Genomic DNA, 19,102 nt, shown 5'->3' with positions numbered 1-19,102 from the left:
GTCTATGGGTGATGAGGACACGGGACTGCGCGCCCGACTGGTCGACGTGGGCGTCGAGTTGGTGGACCGCGAGGGCGTATCGGCCCTGTCGCTGCGCGAGATCGCGCGCCGGGCCGGGGTCTCGCACGGGGCCCCGCGGCGCTACTTCCCGACGCATCTGTCGCTGCTCTCGGCCATCGCACGGCGCGGCTTCGACGCGCTGGCCCGGGAGGCCGGGGCGGCGGTCGGGGACGGGCAGCGGGGGCCCCGGGAGCAGGTGGTGGCGCTGGGGCGGGTGTATCTGGAGTTCGCGCGGACCAACCGCGGCATGTTCGAGCTGATGTTCCGTCACGACCTGCTGGAGAGCAACCGGCTGGGGCTGCGGGAGAGCAGTCTGCCGCTGTTCGAGGTGCTGGTGGGGCTGGTACGCCGGGTGCGTCCCGAGGCCGACGCGGGCGTCGTCGCGGGGGCCCTGTGGGCCAACCTGCACGGCATCGCGCAGCTGCGGCAGTGGGGCAGCCTCCAGCTCGCGACCGGTACGGAGGATGTCGAACCATTGCTGCGGGCGGCTCTTGACGCCCATCTGGGGGCGGCGTGAAGACGCGGCACCGGCAGCGGCTGACGCTCATCGGCAGCGTCACCGGCGCCGTGATCGTCGCCCTCGACGGCACCGTGCTGACCGTCGTCCAGCCCGCCCTCCAGCGCGATCTCCACGCCTCCTTCGTGCAGGTCCAGTGGACCAGTACGGGCTATCTCATCGCCGTCGCCAGCCTGCTGGTGTTCGCCGGGCGGCTCGGCGACCGGTACGGCCACAGGCGGGTGTTCGCGGTCGGCACGCTCGGCTTCGCCGCCGCGTCGGCGGGGATCGGGGTGGCGCCCGGCGTCGGCTGGGTGATCGGACTGCGGGTCGTCCAGGGCGTGTTCGGCGCGCTGCTGCAGCCCGCCACCCTGGGGATGCTGCGCGCCGCGTATCCGCGCGACCGGCTCGGGATGCCGATCGCGCTGCGTACCAGCGCCATCGGGGTGGCGGCGGCCGCCGGGCCGATCGTGGGCGGGGCGCTGGCCGCGCAGTTCGGCTGGCGGTCGGTCTTCTTCCTGGGTGTGGCCCCCGCGGTCGCGGTGGGCGTGCTGGCACTCCTGGTACGCGTCCCCGAGGACGGGCCGCGCACCGGCGTGGCGCTGGACCTGCCGGGCGCCTGTCTGCTGGCGCTGGCCCTGGTGTGCCTGGTGCGTACGCTCGCCGGGATACCGGAGACCGGCTGGACGGCGGCCACCGCGCTCGGGTTCCTCGCCGTGGCGGCGGCCGGGGGCGCGTTCGTACGGCACGGGCGCCGTACGCCGGACCCGCTGGTGCCGCCCGGTGTGCTGCGCTCGGCGACGGTCGCCTCGGCGCTCGGGGTGCTGGTGACGGCGTCGGCGGCGCTGTTCGGGGCGCTGTTCGTCGGCACGTACTTCCTCCAGGACGTCCTCGCGCTGGATCCGCTGCAGAGCGGGCTGCGGGTGCTGCCGCTGGCCGCGACGATGGTGCTGGGCGCGCCGGTCGCGGCGGTCCTGCTGCGCCGGTACGGGGCGCGGCGTACGGCGGGCGCGGGGATGGTCCTCGTGGCGCTCGGCATCGTGCTCTTCTCCCGGCTCGACCGGGCGGCGACCGCCCCGGAGATCGGCGGCTGCTTCTTCGCGATGGGGGCCGGTTTCGGCACCGTGATGGTCACCGCGACGGCCGTCATCGTGCGTCACGCGTCGCTGGAGCACGCGGGGGTGGCGGGCGGGCTCCAGCAGACCGCGATGAACATCGGGCCGACGCTGGGGGTGGCCGCCGCGACGATGCTGCTGCGGCTGCCGGGCGGCGGGACCTTCGCCTCCGCGATGGGGCCCGCGCTGGCCGTCCTCGCGGCGGTCGCGGCGCTGGGCGCGCTGCTCACCGTCGCCCTGCCCGCCCGTGAACCGTCCGGGACAGGTGGCGACGCCCTCAGGCGTGCGGCTCGGGCTTCGGTGGGTGGCGGGGCCACCAGGGGGTCCAGGTGAACTTGTCGCCGCCGACCCAGCGGACCACGTCCGGGTCGTCCAGGTCGATGTCCTCGAGACCGAGCTGGCGGGCGATCTCGATGATGTCCAGGACCGAGTGCGCCTTGCCGACCAGTTCCCCCGCGACCTCCACCAGACGGTAGGGGGGATTGCCGTGCTGGACGCCGAGCACCACCATCGTCGGCCGGGTGACGCGCGGGCTCTCGCTCTCGGTCATGGTTCCACGCTGCGGCCCGCCCGGCGCCCGCGCACCCCGGAGGCCCCGGACGGGCGACTCCGGCTCGCCCGCCGATGGGGGGCACCGGACGATGGGGCCGTGGACCGCAGGCGCTTCCTCGGAGTCGCCGCCGGGGCCGCCGGAGCGGCCACGGTGGCGAGTTGCGACGCGGACCGGGGCAAACGCCCCGAGCCCACGTCGCGGGCGTCCCGCCGGGCACGTGAGGCGGCCGAGCGGGCGCTGCCCGGCAGCCCGGACTGGCGCCTCCGGTCGGTGGGTCCGGCCGCCGCCGTCCAGGGGTACGCGGACCGGGTGAGCGTGCTGCCGGGCGAGGAGTTCGGGCTGTACGTGTCGACGACCGCGCCGGGCTTCCGGGTCTCGGCGTACCGGGTCGGCTGGTACGGCGGGGCGCAGGCGCGGCTGGTGTGGCGGTCGGAGCGGGTCCGCGGGGTGCGGCAGGGCGCTCCGGAGCTGAGCGCCGCGACCCGGACGATACAGGCGGGCTGGGAGCGCTCGCTCCGCGTCGCCACGGCCAACTGGCCCGAGGGCGCGTACCTGCTGCGGCTGGACGCGGAGGACGGCCATCAGCGCTACGTGCCGATCGTCCTGCGCTCCCGCACGGCGCGCGGCCGTACGGTGCTGATGCACGCGGTGGCGACGTGGCAGGCGTACAACACCTGGGGCGGGTACAGCCTCTACCAGGGGGCGGACGGCTCGTACGGGACGCGTTCGCTGGCGGTCAGCTTCAACCGGCCCTACGCGGGCAACGGGGCCGAGAAGTTCCTGGTGTACGAGCGGGCGGCGGTGGTGCTCGCCGAGCGGCTGGGGATTCCGCTCGCGTACACCACCGGGGTGGACGTCGCCCTGGACCCGTCCGCGCTCGACGGTGCGACGGCCGCGCTGTCGCTCGGCCATGACGAGTACTGGACGCCGGAGCAGCGGGAGCACGTCACGCGGGCCCGGGACGCCGGAACAAATCTGGCCTTCCTCGGCGCGAACGCCTGCTTCCGCCGGATCAGGCTCGGACCGGGGCCGGGCGGAGTGCCCGCGCGCACGGTGGTCTGCTACAAGACCGCCTACCGCGACGATCCCTATCTGGTCGGCCACCGCCGCGACATGGCGACCACCGACTTCCGGCTGCCCCCGGCCGCCGACCCCGAGTCGTCGCTGATCGGCGTCATGTACGAGGGCTATCCGACGGACGCGCCCTATGTCGTCCTGGAGAGCGGCCACTGGCTGTTCAAGGGGACGGGAGCGGAACGCGGCGCCGCCTACGACCACCTGGTGGGGGTGGAGTACGACCGGGTCACCCCGGGCGACCCCACGCCCGAGCCGCTGGAGATCATCGCCCACTCCCCTCTGGTCTGCAAGGGCAGGCACAGCCACTCCGACTCCGCGTACTACACCGTGGAGAGCGGCGCCGGAGTCTTCGCCTCCGGGACGATGCGCTGGGTCGAGGCGCTGATGGCGGGGACCCGGGAGAACGGCCGCGACCACGGCATGGACGACCGCACCCGGGCCTTCGTCACCCGCACCACCGAGAACCTGCTGCGCGCCTTCGCGGCGGGGCCTTCGGGTAGGACCCAGCCGCGTCCGAAGGACAACGTGCGCAGCGTGTACCGCGCGTCGGCCCCGGCGTGACGATCGCCAGAAGGCGCGGACCTTCCGCACGGCCGGGAAAGGGCCGAAGATCAGGTCGACGGGTGAGGGCGGTGCCCTCGGCCTGATACGAAACGGGAGGCTCCCATGCGGAGATCAGAGAAGACCCGGCGCGGCACGTTACGCCGCCGGATGGCCTGGCCGACGGCCGTCGCGGCGGTGGTCGCCGCCGGTGCGACGCTGTTCACGGGCGCGGCGTCGCAAGCCGCCGTGGCCGACAACCCCGGCGGGCTGAAACAGCTCACCGCCTCGTCGGAGCTGGCGAAGCTCACGCTCACCGAGAACACGGTGTCGCCGACCACCATCGCCGAGCTGGACTCGCGGCTGCCCAACGTCGGCGTGGAGACGGTGCTGAACAGCGCCAACCACCCCATGACCAGGACCGATTCGGGGTGCCGCGCCTCGGAGAAGGCCGCGCTGCCGATCAAGCCGCAGGCCGCATCGGCGTACTGCTTCGACGACGGCGACGCGCTCACGCAGCAGTGGCTCCCGCAGTCCGTCACCTCGTCCGGGGACGCGGACGACGACGGCGTCTGGGGCACCAACAAGGTGATCTTGTCCGGCTGGACGCACAACGACCACCTCAACGAGGAGTTCCCCTCCGAGCCGGACGAGGACAAGGCCCTCGCCCGGGTCGCCTTCATCGACGCAGGCGACCCGGCACACCTGAAGTACCGCTGGGTGCTGCTAGCGGTGCCGACCGAGGGCGGCGCGAACTTCGCGAAGCTGGGCTCCCACCTGGGCGGGATGGTCTGGTACGGGGACAAGCTGATCGTCACCGCGTCCAACGGCGACGCGCACAACAACGCGATGTTCGTCTTCTCGATGAAGCACATCCTCCAGGCCACGAAGAACGGCCACGAGATCGGCAAGGTCGACGGCGGGTACTCGGCGCACGGCTACCAGTACGTGATGCCCGCCATCGGCTCGTACAGCCTGAACGGGAAGTGCTCGTCGGCGAACGACGACGCCATCCCCTGCTTCGCCTCCATCTCGCTGGACCGCTCCGACAGCCCGAACCGCATCGTCGCGAACGAATGGTTCTCCTCGGGCGGCACCGAACCCGCGCGGCTGTTCCGCTACGACCTCGCGCCGGTGACCAACGACATGCCGCTGGTGGTGAACGGCTCGAAGAAGGCCGCGGCCGCGGACGCGTACGAGACCAAGGCGGTCGGCGTCCAGGGGGCGCTGTCGTACCAGAACACCTGGTACGTGCCCAGCGCGCGCGGCGGGCCTGGGCAGCACGGCATCATGTGGCGGCAGAACGCGAACGGGGCGACCTCGACGAGCTGTTCGGGCACGAGCCCGGCCATCGCGTGCTGGGCCAAGCACTCGGAGTCCATGTCGCTGTGGTGGCAGACGAAGACGGTGTGGTCGGTCACCGAATGGGCCGCCGACGGATCCGGGAAGTGGCAGGACCCGGCGTCCAGCGGCTGGGAGGACCGAGTGGTGCCCGAACGGGTGCTGTTCTCGGTGCCGTTGTCCTCGCTGGGCTGATCGGCACCACCTCTCGGACATACTGGGCGAATGCCTGAGCAAAGGGGAATTCCGCGCGTCATCCACCAGACCTGGAGAGACGCGGACGTACCCGCCCGGTGGCGGCGCTGGGCCGAGTCCTGGCGCCGCCACCATCCACGGTGGGACTACCGGCTGTGGACGGACGCCGACAACCGCGCCTTCCTCGCCGCGCGATACCCCTGGTTCCTGCCGGTCTACGACGGCTATCCCGAGCCGATCATGCGAGCCGACGCGATCCGGTACTTCCTGCTCGACCACTTCGGCGGGGTCTACGCCGACCTCGACTTCGAGGCCCTGCGCCCGCTGGACGGTCTGCTCGAAGGCCGCGAACTGGTCCTCGGCCGCGAACCCGAGGAGCACTCCCGGCTGCTGTGCGCGCGCCGCGCCGGGCTGCCGCGGGTGGTCGGCAACGCGTTCATCGCCTCCCGGCCCGGCCATCCCCTCTGGGCGCACGTCCACCGCGAGCTGGTCGGCGCCCACACCGCGCCCGGCCCGCTGGACGCGACCGGGCCGTTCTTCCTCACGCGCGCGCTCGGCGGCGCCCCGCGCGACGCCACGTTCACGGTCCTCGGCCCTGAGGTCCTGTACCCGAAGCCGAGCCCGTACGCCACGGAGGCGTTCGGGCCGAGAGCTGTGGATCTGGAGCGGGCACACGCCGTGCACCACTGGTCCGGCAGCTGGGCGCACGACGCGGCCTTCACGCCCCGCCCCTCGGACGGACGCGCGGTCCCCTTCTGGACCAGCCAGGACCTGCGGCCGTGTGCGCGCGGCACGCTGGACCTCGACGCGCAGCGCGCCCGGTGGGCCGAGGGCGCGCCCGCACCGCTGGTTTCCTGCCTGATGGTCACCAAGGACCGGCCGCGTCTCGCCGAACGGGCGATCCGCTGCTTCCGCGCCCAGACCTACCCACGGACCGAGCTGATCGTCGTGGACGACGGCACGGACGACACCCTCGAACGGCACATCCGCGCCCTCGCCGATCCCCGGGTACGGCTGCACCGGCTGCCGCCGGAGGGCGGACGGCTGGGCGATCTGCGGAACACCGCGGCCGACCTGGCCTCCGGGCGTTACGTGTGCCAGTGGGACGACGACGACCTGTACGACCCGGAGCGGCTGGACGTCCAGATGGCCGCGATCCTGGCGCTCGGGGCCACGGCGTGCTTCCTGGCCCGGGAGCGGCTGTGGTGGCCCGCGCGCCGGATGCTCGCCGTCTCGGGGACGCGGGTGTGGGAGGGGTCCATGGTGTGCGCGAAGGAGGTGCTGCCGCGCTATCCGGCGCTGAGGCGCGGCGAGGACACCCCGGTCGCGGAGCAGGTGGTGCGGACGGGACGGGTGGTGTCCGTGGACGCGCCCGAGCTGTACACGTACGTCCACCACGGCGACAACACCTTCGACGCACCGCACTTCGCGGCCCTCTTCGACGCGGCGACGCAGCTCTGGACGGGCGGTGACTACGCGCCCGCGGTGCGCGCGCTGGCGGCCCGGCTGCCGGTGGCCCCTGCGGACCTGGTGCACGCGGAGCACGAGCCGCAGCACGAAGCGGAGCCGGAAGTGGAGAGTCCGGTGCCGTGCGAGGAAACGGTGGTCCCCCGGGCCCGGCCCCGGCCGTCCGTCCCGGCCGAGCCGCCCACCGTCCTGATCCTCACCCCGGTCAAGGACGCGGCCGCCTTCCTCCCCCGCCACCTGGAGAACCTGCGGGCCCTGGACCATCCCCGGGACGCGCTGTCGCTCGGGCTGCTCGAAGGCGACAGCCGGGACGGCACCTGGGAGCTGCTGGAGGACGCGCTGCCCGCGCTCACCGCCGAGTTCGCCCGCGTCACCCTCGTACGGCGGCACTACGGGCTGCGGCTGGCCGGGCCGCGCTGGGAGCCCCCCGTCCAGCGCCTGCGGCGGTCGGTGCTGGCCCGGGCCCGCAACCAGCTGCTCGCGCGGGCGCTCGCCGACGAGGAGTGGGTCCTGTGGCTGGACGCCGATGTGACCGGCTGTCCGCCCGACCTCATCCGGCGGCTGCTCGACGCGGACGGGGACATCGTCGTCCCCCACTGCGTCTCCGAGCCGGGCGGGCCCACCTTCGACCTCAACACCTGGGCCCTGGCCCCCGACGCCGAGAGCCTGGACTGGGACCGGTGGCTGCGGGACGGAATCCTTCAGCCGCCCAGGGGCTTCGGGCGCACCTACCTGGACGAGCTGCGCGATCGGGAGCGGGTGCGGGTGGACTCCGTCGGCGGTGCGGGGCTGCTGGTCCGCGCCGATCTGCACCGCGACGGCCTGGTGTTCCCTGCCGTTCCGTACCGGCGGCTCATCGAGACCGAGGGGCTGGCGGCGCTCGCCCACGACATGGGGACGGAGTGCTGGGCGCTGCCCACGCTGGAGCTGGTCCATCCGCTGCCGGAAGCAGAGTTCGCTGCTCCGTACAGGTGACGTCGCACGCGCTTCCGAAGCCCCGCCCCTCCGGGCTCGTTGAACAGATGCCCGCGGGTGTCCCCGCGGAGAGTCCACGAGGAGGCTATTGATGAACATCGGTAAAACGGCTGCCCTGGTGACGGCGACCGCGGGTGCGGTCGCCTTCGGCGGCGCCGACGCCACCGCGCTCGCTCCCGCGGCTCCCGTCCCTCCCGGCAACGGCATCCGGCAGCTCACCCCCTGCGCCGGCGGCGACTGCCTCGACTTCGCGCGCATCTTCGGCGGCGGGAAGAGCGTGGTGCAGAAGAACCACTGTGACTCCAGCGCCAGCAGCAGCGGCAATGTGGTCGTCGTCCCGATCACCGGCGGGCAGTGCGCCAACATCGCCGTCGAGGGCGGGTCGATGCCGGGCGCCAACCCCTTCGGAGACCGATGACGCCGTCCACGGCCGACGCGGGCAGCGGTCCCCGGGAGGCGGATCTCCCGGGGGCCGCGGTCTCGGTGGTGATCCCCTGCCACGGCTACGGCCGCTATCTGCCGCAGGCCGTGGCCAGCGTGGTGGCCCAGACGTACGACGACTGGGAGCTGATGATCGTGGACGACGGCAGTCCGGACGACACCGCGGAGGTGGCACGGTCGCTGATCGCCCGTCATCCCGATCGGCGGATCCATCTGCTGCGGCAGGCCAACGCGGGGGTCTCGGCCGCCCGTAACGCCGGAATCGCGGCCACCGGTGGGCGCTACGTACTGCCGCTGGACGCCGACGACCTGATCGCGCCGACGATGCTGGAGAAGACCGTCGCCGTGCTGGACCAGCATCCGGACGTCGCGATCGCCTCCACCGATGTCTCGGCGTTCACCGATGACGAGGATCTGCCCGCGCAGGTGCTGGAGCTGCCCGCGTACCGACCGGAGCTGCTCCTCCAGCGACTGATCATGTTCTACTGCTCGCTCTACCGCCGCGAGGTGTGGGAGACGGTCGGCGGCTACGACGAGTCCATGCGCACCGGCGAGGACTGGGACTTCTGGATCGCGTGCGCCGAGCGCGGCTTCACCGCCCGCCACCTCCACGAACCGCTGTTCGGCGCGCGCAACAAGGACGACGGACTGCACGTGGAGGCGGCCGAGAACGACCTGGCGGTGCGGGCGCGGATCGTGGCCAACCACCCGGGGATGTTCAAGCCGATCACCCGCGCCTGGGCGCACGCGGTGCTCGAATCCCGGGGCCAGGCCGACGAGCGGCTGCCGGACGACATCCTCACCCGGGCCGCCGACATGGACGGCTTCCTGCGGGCGGTGCTGTCGCTCCAGCGCACCGCCCGCCTCCAGCACCGCTACATCCAGCGGCTGGAGGCCGCACTGGCCGGGCACGGTGACGGGGCCCCCGTTCCCGGGAGCCCCGCCACGGTGCCGTAGGCGCTACTCGAAGAGCTCCGCGTACGAGCCCATCGCGAGCGCGATGTCCGCCTGGGCCCAGAAGCGGTGGTAGGTGAAGCTCGGCACGGCGCCGCCCTTCAGATACGCCTCGACCTTGGACCAGGCCGGGTCGTTCTTGTAGAAGGAGCGGATCGACAGGAAGGTCGAGCTGGAGTCGATCTTGTCGCCGTTGGGCATGGTGCCGGTCCAGCCGCTGGGGACGTAGACCGGGTCGTCGAAGCGGTTGTAGTCGGCGCGGGACTCGGGCACCGCGATGCCCAGCGCGTCCTGGTAGTGGTCCCACATGCCGTCGAGCAGCGCCTTGGCGGTGTTCTTGGCGGCGGTGTGGCCCGACTTGGCCGCGTAGTACGACAGCGTCTTGGCGTACGCGGCGGCCACGCCCACGTCGTTGGTGTAGTCGGCGACGGTGACGTGCAGGCCCGTGTTGGCGCCGGGGCTGGATGCGTTCCAGGTGTCGGGCTGGCCGGACCACTGGAGGGTGGACGGGAACTGGTAGGTGCCGTCGGGGTTGATGGTGGTCTTGGACAGCGCCCAGGTGACCCACTTGTCGAGGACGGCCTTGGCCGAGGCGTCACCGGTGCGGTTGTAGTACTCGGCGACGCGCTCCATGGACCACGCCTGGAAGCCGAACCACTGGTTGGACGGCGGGTCGTGGTAGACCGGCGCCTCGTCGTAGTACATGCCGTAGAAGGTGGACTTGCCCGCGGGCGGGGTGGCGTAGCGGCCCTGCCAGCTGTTGGTGGCACCGCCGGCGATGGCGCCCTCGCTGGACTGGAGCCACCGGTAGAACTCCAGCTGCCGCTTGAGGCTGGTGGACCAGTCGCTCGCGCCGGTCGAGGACTTGGGCTTGAGGTCGGCGTAGGAGCTCAGGGCCCAGGCCGCCATGGGGTTCTGGTAGCCGCCGTGGGCGTGGGAGGAGCCGATGCGCCAGGCCCATCCGGCGGAGGTGTCGGTGGCGCCGCCCCAGGCGTAGTACCAGGAGAGCAGATAGCTGGAGCTGTTCTTGCCGCTGCCCGCCGCGCAGGTGGTCTCGCCGACGCAGTTGCCGACCTTCTTGAAGTACTTGTCGTACATCGCGTAGCGCAGGTAGTCGCCCATCTTGGCGGCCTTGGCGATGTTGCCGGAGATCTGGCTCCCCTTGCCCTGCGCCTTGGCCCACTCCGAGGCCCAGTAGGCGGCCTGGACGACGCGGGCGTCGGCATCGGGGGCGTTGGTGAACTTCCACTGCTTGGAGTAGGAGGCGTCACCGGTGAACAGGTCCAGATAGCCGTTCTTGCCGCCGTACTTGAAGCTGTCGCAGGTCGGCTGGGTCACGGTCTCCCAGACGGACTCCTGCGGGCCGCGCTGGAAGGTGTTGACGTAGGACGGGCCGGTGTCGGAAGGACCCGCCTCGCACTTGCCGGGCGCGTTGCCGTAGCCGTAGGTGTTGTCGACGTCCTGGATCCAGTGCATCCCGTAGATGTCGTCGGTGCCGTACGCGCTCTTCAGCTCGGACGCGATGGGGTCCTGGCCGACCGGCACGTTGCCGTCGAGCTTCGACGGGTACTGCGAGGGCTGGTCCCACTCGGGCGCGTAGGTGGCGGGCTTGGAGGCGTTGTAGAAGCTGTTGGTCGGCTGGTCGGCGTGGGTGGGGATCATGTACTTCTCCATGGTGTCCCACGCGGCGTTGAACTTGGCCCAGTCGCCGGTGACCTTGCCGTACATCGCCTGGAGCCAGATCAGATAGCTGTACGCCTCGGAGGTCGTCTCATGGCCCTGGTCGGGGGCCTCGACGATCAGGGTCTCCACCGAGTGGTACGGGATGCCCTCGGGCGAGAAGTAGCCCGCCGAGGGAGCGGTGATCTTGTTGTACAGCTCAAGGAAGCGGGCGTCGTACGTCTTCGCCGCGGCCAGCTGGGTGACGGTGACCTCGGCCTTGGTGTGACCGGCGGCGGTCGCGGTGAAGGTCGCGGAGCCGGTGCCGGAGTCGGCGGCCGCAACCGTCACCTGCTGGGCGGTGTTCCAGTTGGCGGGGGTGAAGGTGAGGCTGCCGCCGGAGGAAATGGTCAGGCCCGTGTTGCCGGAGGTGCGGGCCACCGTGACCGTGACGTTGGCGGACGGCTTGGTGGACAGCCGCAGGCCGAAGGTGCCGGTCTTGCCCTGCTCGACCCCGAGCTGGGTGGGGCTGGCGACCAGCGTGGGCCCTGCGGCGACATGGATGCCGACGGGGGACGACTCCGCGGCGGCGCCCTGGCTGTCGTACGCCTTGGCGTACAGCGACAGGTCGCCCGCCGGGGCATCCGTGTAGTCGAAGGTGTACGGAGAGGTGGTGTCGGTGCCGAGCAGCTTGGTGTCGCTGTAGAACTCGACCTTGGTGATGCTCGCGCCGTCGGCGGCCGCGGCGGTGGCCGCCATCGGGACGGTGCCGCCCGTGGTGTAGACGGCGCCCGGGGTGGGGCTGGTGAGGACCGTGATCGGCGGCTGGTGGGCGCCGCGGCAGGCGACGCCGTTGACGGCGAAGGCGGTGGGCGCGGTGTTGGTGCCGCTGTAGCTGAACTGGGCGCCGGTGGTGACGTTGCCACCGGCCGCGATGTTCGCGTTGTGGGCGGCGTTCTTGACCGTGACGGTCTTGCCGGACTGCGACCAGGTGCCGTTCCAGCCGTTGCCGAGCTTCTGGTTGCCCGCGTAGTCGTAGGTGAGCGTCCAGCCGTTGATGGCCTCGGTGCCGGGGTTGGAGATGGTGAGATCGGCGGTGAAGCCGGAGCCCCAGTCGTTGGTCTTGTAGTCGACGTTGCACTGCACGGCGGCGGCATGGGCGGGGGTGGCTCCGCCGGCGGCGGTCATGGCCACAGGCAGCGAGAGGGCTGCGGCCAGCGCGGTCACCAGCCGTCTCATCCGCCGACGCGCTCCTGACAAGGGTGAGCCTCGCTGTACGCGCATGGGAGTCCTCCACGCGGGTTCGGAAATGAGAGGGGAGTGCGAACCAGTGGGAGCGCTCCCAAGCGTCCGTTCCATCTGAGGAAGTGTCAAGTCTTTGAACAAGATGGGCCGGTCGAACGTCTTCGACCGATAAATCTGTGAACGCCTCTGTTGACATGTACGCCGCTGGCGCTACGGTCAGCTCTACCAGTGGGAGCGGTTCCAGCAGTCAGCGCCGTCGGGACGGCGCGCGGACCCGAGGAGTCGCTCCATGCGAGCACCACCGCGCCTTTACGCCTTGGCGGCCGCCGTGTCGCTCACCCTCGCGGGTATGGCGGGCACCGCCGCCGCGGCGCCCACGACGCCCGGCGCGTCCGCCGCGGCGTGCACCGTGGCGTACACCGCCAACCAGTGGGACACCGGCTTCCAGGGCAACGTCACGATCACCAACAACGGGACCGCGCTCGACCGCTGGACCCTCACCTTCGACTTCCCCGCCGGACAGAAGGTGGCCCAGGGGTGGAACGCCAGCTGGTCGCAGTCCGGTACGACGGTGACCGCGGTCAACGCCTCCTGGAACGGGAAGATCGCGGCGGGCGGCAGCGTCAGCGCCGGGTTCACCGCCTCCTGGTCCGGGTCCAACCCGGCGCCCGGCGGCTTCAAGCTCAACGGCGTGGCGTGCGACGGCGGCTCAGGACCGACGGATCCGACGGACCCCACCGACCCGACCGACCCCCCACCGGGCCAGGGCGGCACCCCGCCGAAGCTGCGCGTCTCGGGCAACACGTTCGTGGACGAGAAGGGAGCCACCCGGCGGCTGCTGGGCGTCAACCGCTCGGGCGGCGAGTTCATGTGCGTCCAGGGACGGGGCATCTTCGACGGACCGGTGGACGACGCGTCGGTCAAGGCCATCGCCGGATGGAAGGCGAACGCGGTCCGGGTGCCCCTGAACGAGGAGTGCTGGCTCGGGCTTTCGCACATCGACTCCGCCTACCGCGGCGCCAACTACATCAACGCGGTCAAGGAGTTCGTGGCCCGTCTCAAGGCCAACGGCCTCACTCCGATCCTCGAACTCCACTGGAGCCACGGCAAGTACACCGGTGGCGACAACCACTGCCCGGACACCGAGTACGCCACCTGCCAGAAGCCGATGCCGGACGCCCAGTACACCCCGGCGTTCTGGTCCTCGGTCGCCCAGACCTTCAAGGGCGATCAGGCCGTCGTCTTCGACCTGTTCAACGAGCCGTTCCCGGACCGCGCCACCTCGGACCTGACGGCGGCGTGGAAGTGCTGGCGGGACGGCGGCAGCTGCCCCGGCATCGACTACCAGGTCGCCGGGATGCAGAGCCTGGTCACCGCGATACGGACCGCGGGCGCCCAGAACGTGATCCTGCTCGGCGGGCTCGCGTACTCCAACGACATGCGCCAGTGGCTGACGTACAAACCGAGCGACCCGGCGGGCAACCTCGCCGCCGCCTGGCACACGTACAACTTCAACACCTGCTCCAGCGAGAGCTGCTTCGACGAACAGCTGGCCCCGGTGATCGCCCGAGTGCCGTTCGTGGCGGGCGAGATCGGCGAGAACACCTGCTCACACGGTTACATCGACCGCGTCATGGCCTGGCTGGACGCCAAGCGCGCCTCGTACCTCGGCTGGACCTGGAACACCTGGGACTGCTCCTCAGGACCGTCCCTCATCAGCGATTTCAACGGCACACCGACCCCCTTCGGCATCGGACTCCGCGATCACCTGAAAGGACTGTCATGAGCCGCATCACCTCACCTCCCCCACACCCCCGCAGGCCCGGCACCCGCACCCGCGCGGCCGCGTTAGCGGGCGGCGCGCTGCTGGCCGCCACCGCCCTGACCGTCGGCTCGCTCGCGGGCACCGCTTCGGCCCAGGCCGACGGGGCAGCCAAGGCCGCCGCGAAGGTCGACAACCCGTACGCGGGCGCCAAGGTGTACGTCAACCCCGACTGGTCGGCGAAGGCCTCCGCCGAATCCGGTGGCTCCAAGATCTCCAACCAGCCGACCGGCGTCTGGCTGGACCGCATCGCCGCGATCAACGGCACCTCCGGCGCCCGCGGCCTGCGCGCCCACCTGGACACCGCCCTCCAGCAGTCGGGCGGCAGCCCCACCGTCGTCCAGCTCGTCATCTACGACCTGCCGGGACGCGACTGCGCGGCGCTGGCCTCCAACGGCGAACTGGGCCCGACGGAGATCGACAAGTACAAGACGCAGTTCATCGACCCGATCGCGTCGATCCTGGGCGAGTCGAAGTACGCCAACTCCAATCTGCGGATCGTCACCACGATCGAGATCGACTCGCTGCCGAACCTGGTGACCAACACCAGCGGCCGCCCGACCGCCACCCCGCAGTGCGACACCATGAAGGCCAACGGCAACTATGTGAAGGGCGTCGGCTACGCGCTCAACAAGCTGGGCGCCATCGGCAACGTCTACAACTACGTGGACGCCGGGCACCACGGCTGGATCGGCTGGGACGACAACTTCAACGCCACCGCCCAGGTCCTCAAGCAGGCCGCGACCGCCGAGGGCAGCACGGTCGACAAGGTGAGCGGCATCATCGTCAACACCGCCAACTACAGCGCTCTGAAGGAAAACAACTTCACCATCAACGACAACATCAACGGCACCTCGGTCCGCCAGTCCAAGTGGGTGGACTGGAACCGCTACGTCGACGAGCTGTCCTTCGCCCAGGCGTTCCGGCAGGAGCTGGTGAACGTCGGCTTCCCGTCCAACATCGGCGCGCTCATCGACACCTCCCGCAACGGCTGGGGCGGCTCCGCCCGCCCGTCAGGACCCGGCGCCAAGTCCGATGTCGACACGTACGTCAACGGCGGCCGCTACGACCGCCGCATCCACATCGGCAACTGGTGCAACCAGTCCGGAGCCGGGCTCGGTGAGCGGCCCAAGGCATCGCCCGCCGCCGGTATCGACGCGTACGTGTGGATGAAGCCCCCGGGCGAGTCCGACGGCTCCAGCTCCTCGATCCCGAACGACGAGGGCAAGGGCTTCGACCGGATGTGCGACCCGACGTACACCGGCAACGCGCGCAACGGCAACAACATGTCCGGCGCGCTCGCGAACGCGCCGCTGTCGGGCCACTGGTTCTCGGCCCAGTTCCAGCAGCTGCTGCGGAACGCCTACCCGGCGCTGTAACAGGCCGTCCCCCGGCGGGGCCGGTGGGCCGCATCCAGCGGTCCGCCGGCCCCTTCGCGTTCCCGCCCTTACGCGTTCACGCACTTACGCCTTCACGACGACCCGCGGCGCACCAGCTGGGTCGGCAGCACCACCTGCGGGCGCTTGGAGGGGCGCTCGGAGGGACCTTCGATCTCCTCCAGCAGCACCCGCACCATCGCCCGGCCCATCTCCTCGGTGGCCTGCCGGACGCTGGTGAGCGGCGGGTCCATGTGGCGGGCGACGGCGGAGTCCTCGAAGCCGACCAGCGCGACGTCCTCCGGGACCCGCCGCCCGGACTCGCGCAGCACCTGGCGGGCGCCGGCGGCCATCACGTCGGAGGCCGCGAAGACCGCGTCGAGGTGGGGCCGCAGCTCCAGCAGCTGGCGCATCGCCCGGCGGCCGCCCTCCTCGGTGAAGTCGGCGGACGCCACCAGCTCCGGTTCCGGCTCCCGGCCCGCCGCCCGGACCGCGGCGCGGTAGCCGTCCAGACGGCACTGGGCGACGTACATGTCCAGCGGGCCGGTGATGGTGGCGACGGTGGTGCGGCCGCGCCCGATGAGGTGCTCCACGGCGGACTGCGCGCCGCCGGTGTTGTCCGAGTCGACGTACGGCACCGACTCGTGCGCCGAGCGGCGCCCGCTGAGCACCGCGGGCATCTCGATGCGCTCCAGCAGGTCCGGAAGCGGGTCGTCCGCGTGGACGGACACCAGCAGCACGCCGTCCACCCGGTGCGCGGAGAGGTATTCGGCGAAGCGCTGGCGCTCCTTGGGGGTGCGGATGAGGGTCAGCAGCAGCTGGAGGTCGGTGTCGGCCAGCTCGGCGCCGACGCCGCGGATGATGTCCGAGAAGTACGGCTCGGCGAAGAGCCGGGTCTCGGGCTCGGGTATGACCAGGGCGACGGCGTCGGCCCGGTTGGCCGCCAGCGCGCGGGCCACCCGGTTGGGCACGTAGCCGAGTTCGGCGACGGCCTGCTCGACGGCCGTACGGGTGCGGTCGCTGACCCTCGGCGAGCCGTTGATCACCCGGGAGACGGTGCCGCGGCCGACGCCGGCGCGGGCCGCGACCTCCTCGAGGGTGGGCCTGCCGCGCCCCGCACCATGCCGCCGGGTTCCTGCCATCTCGCGCCTCCAGCCTCCGTACCCAGCAGATCCACCCCATCCGGGCGGCTGCGGTGGACATTCAACAGCAGTGTGGTTTCCGGAAGTTGTTCCGCTCTGTCCCTTGACACCCCAGCGAGGAGCCGCGACCCTTCAACACATCAACCTGGGAGCGCTCCCACAGTACCTGAGTCATACACAACCCGCACACTGCCCGCCCGTGCCGATGCATCTCAAAGTCCCATGGATTCCCCCTTTTTGGCCGGGAGCGGTACGTCAGGGCGCTAGGAGGACGGAATGCGCAGGACCACTGGTACGTACCGCAGCAGAGCGGTGGCCCTCGCTGCCATCGCCGCGTTAGGGGCCGGAGTGCTCAGCGGCTGCGCCGACGACGGCGACAGTGACAGCGACACCAAGTCCGGCGGCGGAGACAGCAAGGGCAAGACGCTCGTGACCGTCGGCACGTACGGCGTCATGGGCTTCAAGCAGGCCGGACTCTATGACGAGTACATGAAGCAGCACCCGGGCATCAAGATCGAAGAGAACGTGATCGACCCGGCCTCGAACTACTACCCGCAGCTGCTCACCCATCTCGGCTCGGGCAGTGGACTCGCCGACATCCAGGCGGTCGAGGTGGGCAACATCAATGAGGTCACCACCACCCAGGCCGCCAAGTTCGTTGATCTTTCGAAGGCGGACGGCGTCAAGAAGGAAAACTTCCTCGACTGGAAGTGGGCGCAGGCCACCGCCAAGGACGGGAAGACGATCGGCCTCGGCACGGACGTGGGCCCGATGGCGATCTGCTACCGCAAGGACCTCTTCCAGCAGGCCGGGCTCCCGGCCGACCGGGAGGCGGTCTCCAAGCTCTGGGCGGGCGACTGGCAGAAGTACCTCGACACCGGCAAGGACTTCGCGAAGAAGGCGCCGGGCGGAGCCGCGTTCCTGGACTCGGCCGGCGGACTGTTCAACGCGGCGGTCTCCGGCGGTTCGGAGGTCTATTACGACAAGAGCGGGAAGCCCATCTACAAGGACAGCCCGGCCGTCAAGAAGGCGTGGAAGCTGGCGACCGACGCGTCCGCGTCGAAACTTTCCGCGAAGCTCCAGGAGTTCACCAAGCCCTGGCAGCAGGCGCTCGCCAACGGCAAGTTCGCCACCGTCTCCTGCCCGGCCTGGATGCTCGGCCAGATCAAGGAGTACGCCGGGAACAAGTACAAGGGCAAGTGGGACGTCGCCGCCGCCCCCAAGCCCGCCAACTGGGGCGGTTCCTTCCTCTCGGTGCCGCAGGCGGCGAAGAACAAGGACGAGGCGGTCAAGCTCGCCACCTGGCTGACCGCGCCCGAGCAGCAGGCCAAGCTCTTCGAGAAGCAGGCGAGCTTCCCCAGCGCCCAGGCCGCGTACGACCTTCCCCAGGTGGCCGACGCCAAGCTCCCGTACTTCGACAACGCGCCCATCGGCAAGATCTTCTCCGAGGCGGCCAAGAAGAGCCCGACGCAGGTCCTGGGACCGAAGGACGCCGTCATCAAGCAGAACTTCACCGATGTCGGCCTGCTCCAGGTCGAGCAGCAGGGCAAGTCCGCCGAGGAAGGCTGGCAGGCCGCGATCAAGACGAACGACAACGCGCTGGACCAGTGACCCGGACATGACCGCACCTTCCGGTTTCACCCCTGATACAGCCGCGCCCCCCGCAGGGCAGGGGGGCGCGGCCCCGCGCGCCGCTACCGCGCCCGACCCGGCCGAGCAGCGGCGTCGCGACCGGCGCAGCCGCCGCTACCGCCGGGATGTGCGATGGAGCCCGTACGCCTTCGTCGCCCCCTTCTTCGTCTTCTTCGCCGCCTTCGGCCTCTTCCCCCTGCTCTACACGGGGTGGGCCTCGCTGCACCAAGTGGAACTCACCGACCCCACCCACATGGAGTGGGCGGGGTGGCACAACTACTCCAGGCTGTGGGAGGACGAGTTCTTCTGGAAAGCACTGCGGAACACCTTCACCATCGGGGTGATCTCCACCGTTCCCCAGCTGCTGATGGCCCTCGGGATCGCGCATCTTCTCAACTACCGGCTGCGCGCCTCGATGTTCTTCCGGGTGGCGATCCTCACCCCGTACGCCACCTCCGTCGCTGCCGCCACGCTGGTGTTCGCGCTGCTCTTCGGGCGTGACTACGGCATGGTCAACTGGTCCCTGGGACTGGTCGGACTGGACGGCATCGACTGGCAGAACGGCACCTGGACCTCGCAGATCGCGGTCTCCACGGTCGTCATCTGGCGGTGGACCGGCTACAACACGCTGATCTACCTGGCCGCCATGCAGGCCGTGCCGAACGATCTGTACGAGTCGGCGGCACTGGACGGGGCGTCGCGCTGGGAGCAGTTCCTGCATGTCACCGTCCCGTCGCTGCGGCCCACCATCCTCTTCACGGTCGTCGTCTCCACGATCGGGGCCACCCAGCTCTTCGGTGAGCCGCTGCTGTTCAACACCGCCGGAACGGCCACCGGCGGCGCCGATCACCAGTACCAGACCCTCGGCCTGTACATGTACGAGCAGGGCTGGGTGAACCTGCACCTGGGCCGCGCCTCCGCCATCGCCTGGACGATGTTCCTGATCCTGCTGCTGATCGCCGCGGCCAACGCGCTGTTCGCGCGACGGCTGCGGAAGAGCCAGTGAGGGAGA

14 protein-coding genes are annotated in these 19,102 nt (G+C 70.9%); 11 read left to right on the top strand and 3 right to left on the bottom strand.

The genetic code is table 11. The features are described from left to right. Positions 1-4: 4 nt before the first annotated feature. Both ACH4TL_RS33660 and ACH4TL_RS33655 read left to right on the top strand, forming a co-directional pair. The gene (locus ACH4TL_RS33660; protein WP_398323929.1) at positions 5-577 is read left to right on the top strand and encodes a TetR/AcrR family transcriptional regulator; all 573 of its coding nucleotides are present in this window, start codon (positions 5-7) and stop codon (positions 575-577) included. After that, complete coding sequence (locus ACH4TL_RS33655; RefSeq protein WP_398323931.1) at positions 574-2,004, top strand: MFS transporter; 1,431 nt, start codon at positions 574-576, stop codon at positions 2,002-2,004. The genes ACH4TL_RS33660 and ACH4TL_RS33655 overlap by 4 nt, the downstream gene beginning before the upstream one ends. Here ACH4TL_RS33655 and ACH4TL_RS33650 read toward each other — a convergent pair. Continuing rightward, positions 1,949-2,221 (bottom strand): hypothetical protein, encoded by a 273-nt coding sequence (locus ACH4TL_RS33650; RefSeq protein WP_398323933.1) that lies wholly within the window; start codon positions 2,219-2,221, stop codon positions 1,949-1,951. The genes ACH4TL_RS33655 and ACH4TL_RS33650 overlap by 56 nt on opposite strands. 99 nt (positions 2,222-2,320) lie before the next feature. Here ACH4TL_RS33650 and ACH4TL_RS33645 point away from each other — a divergent pair, with 99 nt between their 5' ends. From ACH4TL_RS33645 to ACH4TL_RS33625, 5 genes are all read left to right on the top strand, one after another. Continuing rightward, positions 2,321-3,862: a N,N-dimethylformamidase beta subunit family domain-containing protein gene (locus tag ACH4TL_RS33645; RefSeq protein WP_398323936.1), complete on the top strand. Its 1,542-nt coding sequence runs from the start codon at positions 2,321-2,323 to the stop codon at positions 3,860-3,862. 105 nt (positions 3,863-3,967) lie between these two features. Continuing rightward, on the top strand, positions 3,968-5,377 hold the full coding sequence (locus ACH4TL_RS33640) for a hypothetical protein (protein ID WP_398323937.1): 1,410 nt from the start codon (positions 3,968-3,970) through the stop codon (positions 5,375-5,377). A gap of 30 nt (positions 5,378-5,407) precedes the next feature. Beyond that, positions 5,408-7,819, top strand: a complete 2,412-nt coding sequence (locus tag ACH4TL_RS33635) for a glycosyltransferase (protein ID WP_398323939.1) — start codon at positions 5,408-5,410, stop codon at positions 7,817-7,819. A 91-nt stretch (positions 7,820-7,910) separates the two neighbouring features. Then, positions 7,911-8,237 carry a hypothetical protein gene (locus tag ACH4TL_RS33630; protein ID WP_398323941.1) on the top strand — a complete coding sequence of 109 codons (327 nt, stop codon included), beginning with the start codon at positions 7,911-7,913 and terminating at the stop codon, positions 8,235-8,237. Continuing rightward, entirely contained in the window at positions 8,234-9,217 is a 984-nt protein-coding gene (locus tag ACH4TL_RS33625; protein ID WP_398323943.1) for a glycosyltransferase family 2 protein, read from the top strand. The genes ACH4TL_RS33630 and ACH4TL_RS33625 overlap by 4 nt, the downstream gene beginning before the upstream one ends. Positions 9,218-9,220: 3 nt before the next feature. Here the strand turns inward: ACH4TL_RS33625 and ACH4TL_RS33620 are convergent, their stop codons facing one another. Continuing rightward, on the bottom strand, positions 9,221-12,112 hold the full coding sequence (locus tag ACH4TL_RS33620; RefSeq protein ID WP_398323945.1) for a glycoside hydrolase family 48 protein: 2,892 nt from the start codon (positions 12,110-12,112) through the stop codon (positions 9,221-9,223). Between the two features lie 295 nt (positions 12,113-12,407). On the opposite strand from ACH4TL_RS33620, the gene ACH4TL_RS33615 reads away from it, so the two are divergent. Together ACH4TL_RS33615 and ACH4TL_RS33610 are read left to right on the top strand one after the other, a co-directional pair. Further along, the gene (locus ACH4TL_RS33615; RefSeq protein WP_398323948.1) at positions 12,408-13,904 is read left to right on the top strand and encodes a cellulose binding domain-containing protein; all 1,497 of its coding nucleotides are present in this window, start codon (positions 12,408-12,410) and stop codon (positions 13,902-13,904) included. Further along, positions 13,901-15,319 (top strand): glycoside hydrolase family 6 protein, encoded by a 1,419-nt coding sequence (locus ACH4TL_RS33610; protein ID WP_398323950.1) that lies wholly within the window; start codon positions 13,901-13,903, stop codon positions 15,317-15,319. The genes ACH4TL_RS33615 and ACH4TL_RS33610 overlap by 4 nt, the downstream gene beginning before the upstream one ends. A 92-nt stretch (positions 15,320-15,411) precedes the next feature. Here ACH4TL_RS33610 and ACH4TL_RS33605 read toward each other — a convergent pair whose 3' ends face one another. Continuing rightward, on the bottom strand, positions 15,412-16,458 hold the full coding sequence (locus tag ACH4TL_RS33605) for a LacI family DNA-binding transcriptional regulator (RefSeq protein WP_398323952.1): 1,047 nt from the start codon (positions 16,456-16,458) through the stop codon (positions 15,412-15,414). A 276-nt stretch (positions 16,459-16,734) separates the two neighbouring features. Between ACH4TL_RS33605 and ACH4TL_RS33600 the strand changes: the two genes are divergently transcribed. Continuing rightward, positions 16,735-18,069: an ABC transporter substrate-binding protein gene (locus ACH4TL_RS33600; protein ID WP_398323954.1), complete on the top strand. Its 1,335-nt coding sequence runs from the start codon at positions 16,735-16,737 to the stop codon at positions 18,067-18,069. 7 nt (positions 18,070-18,076) lie between these two features. After that, on the top strand, positions 18,077-19,096 hold the full coding sequence (locus ACH4TL_RS33595) for a carbohydrate ABC transporter permease (RefSeq protein WP_398323956.1): 1,020 nt from the start codon (positions 18,077-18,079) through the stop codon (positions 19,094-19,096). Positions 19,097-19,102: the final 6 nt, after the last annotated feature.

Origin of the sequence: Streptomyces sp. NPDC021115, from assembly GCF_044333065.1 — a bacterium.
Lineage (GTDB): Bacteria > Actinomycetota > Actinomycetes > Streptomycetales > Streptomycetaceae > Streptomyces.
The sequence above is the reverse complement of the archived record's forward strand: the minus strand, read 5'-3'. Positions and strand labels throughout refer to the sequence as shown.

Bases quoted from the DNA above. Each gene is read 5' to 3' on its own strand.
- ACH4TL_RS33660 (WP_398323929.1), top strand. From the start codon at position 5: ATGGGTGATGAGGACACGGGACTGCGCGCCCGACTGGTCGACGTGGGC.
- ACH4TL_RS33650 (WP_398323933.1), bottom strand. From the start codon at position 2,221: ATGACCGAGAGCGAGAGCCCGCGCGTCACCCGGCCGACGATGGTGGTG.
- ACH4TL_RS33640 (WP_398323937.1), top strand. From the start codon at position 3,968: ATGCGGAGATCAGAGAAGACCCGGCGCGGCACGTTACGCCGCCGGATG.
- ACH4TL_RS33635 (WP_398323939.1), top strand. From the start codon at position 5,408: ATGCCTGAGCAAAGGGGAATTCCGCGCGTCATCCACCAGACCTGGAGA.
- ACH4TL_RS33630 (WP_398323941.1), top strand. From the start codon at position 7,911: ATGAACATCGGTAAAACGGCTGCCCTGGTGACGGCGACCGCGGGTGCG.
- ACH4TL_RS33625 (WP_398323943.1), top strand. From the start codon at position 8,234: ATGACGCCGTCCACGGCCGACGCGGGCAGCGGTCCCCGGGAGGCGGAT.
- ACH4TL_RS33620 (WP_398323945.1), bottom strand. From the start codon at position 12,112: ATGAGACGGCTGGTGACCGCGCTGGCCGCAGCCCTCTCGCTGCCTGTG.
- ACH4TL_RS33615 (WP_398323948.1), top strand. From the start codon at position 12,408: ATGCGAGCACCACCGCGCCTTTACGCCTTGGCGGCCGCCGTGTCGCTC.
- ACH4TL_RS33610 (WP_398323950.1), top strand. From the start codon at position 13,901: ATGAGCCGCATCACCTCACCTCCCCCACACCCCCGCAGGCCCGGCACC.
- ACH4TL_RS33605 (WP_398323952.1), bottom strand. From the start codon at position 16,458: ATGGCAGGAACCCGGCGGCATGGTGCGGGGCGCGGCAGGCCCACCCTC.
- ACH4TL_RS33600 (WP_398323954.1), top strand. From the start codon at position 16,735: ATGCGCAGGACCACTGGTACGTACCGCAGCAGAGCGGTGGCCCTCGCT.
- ACH4TL_RS33595 (WP_398323956.1), top strand. From the start codon at position 18,077: ATGACCGCACCTTCCGGTTTCACCCCTGATACAGCCGCGCCCCCCGCA.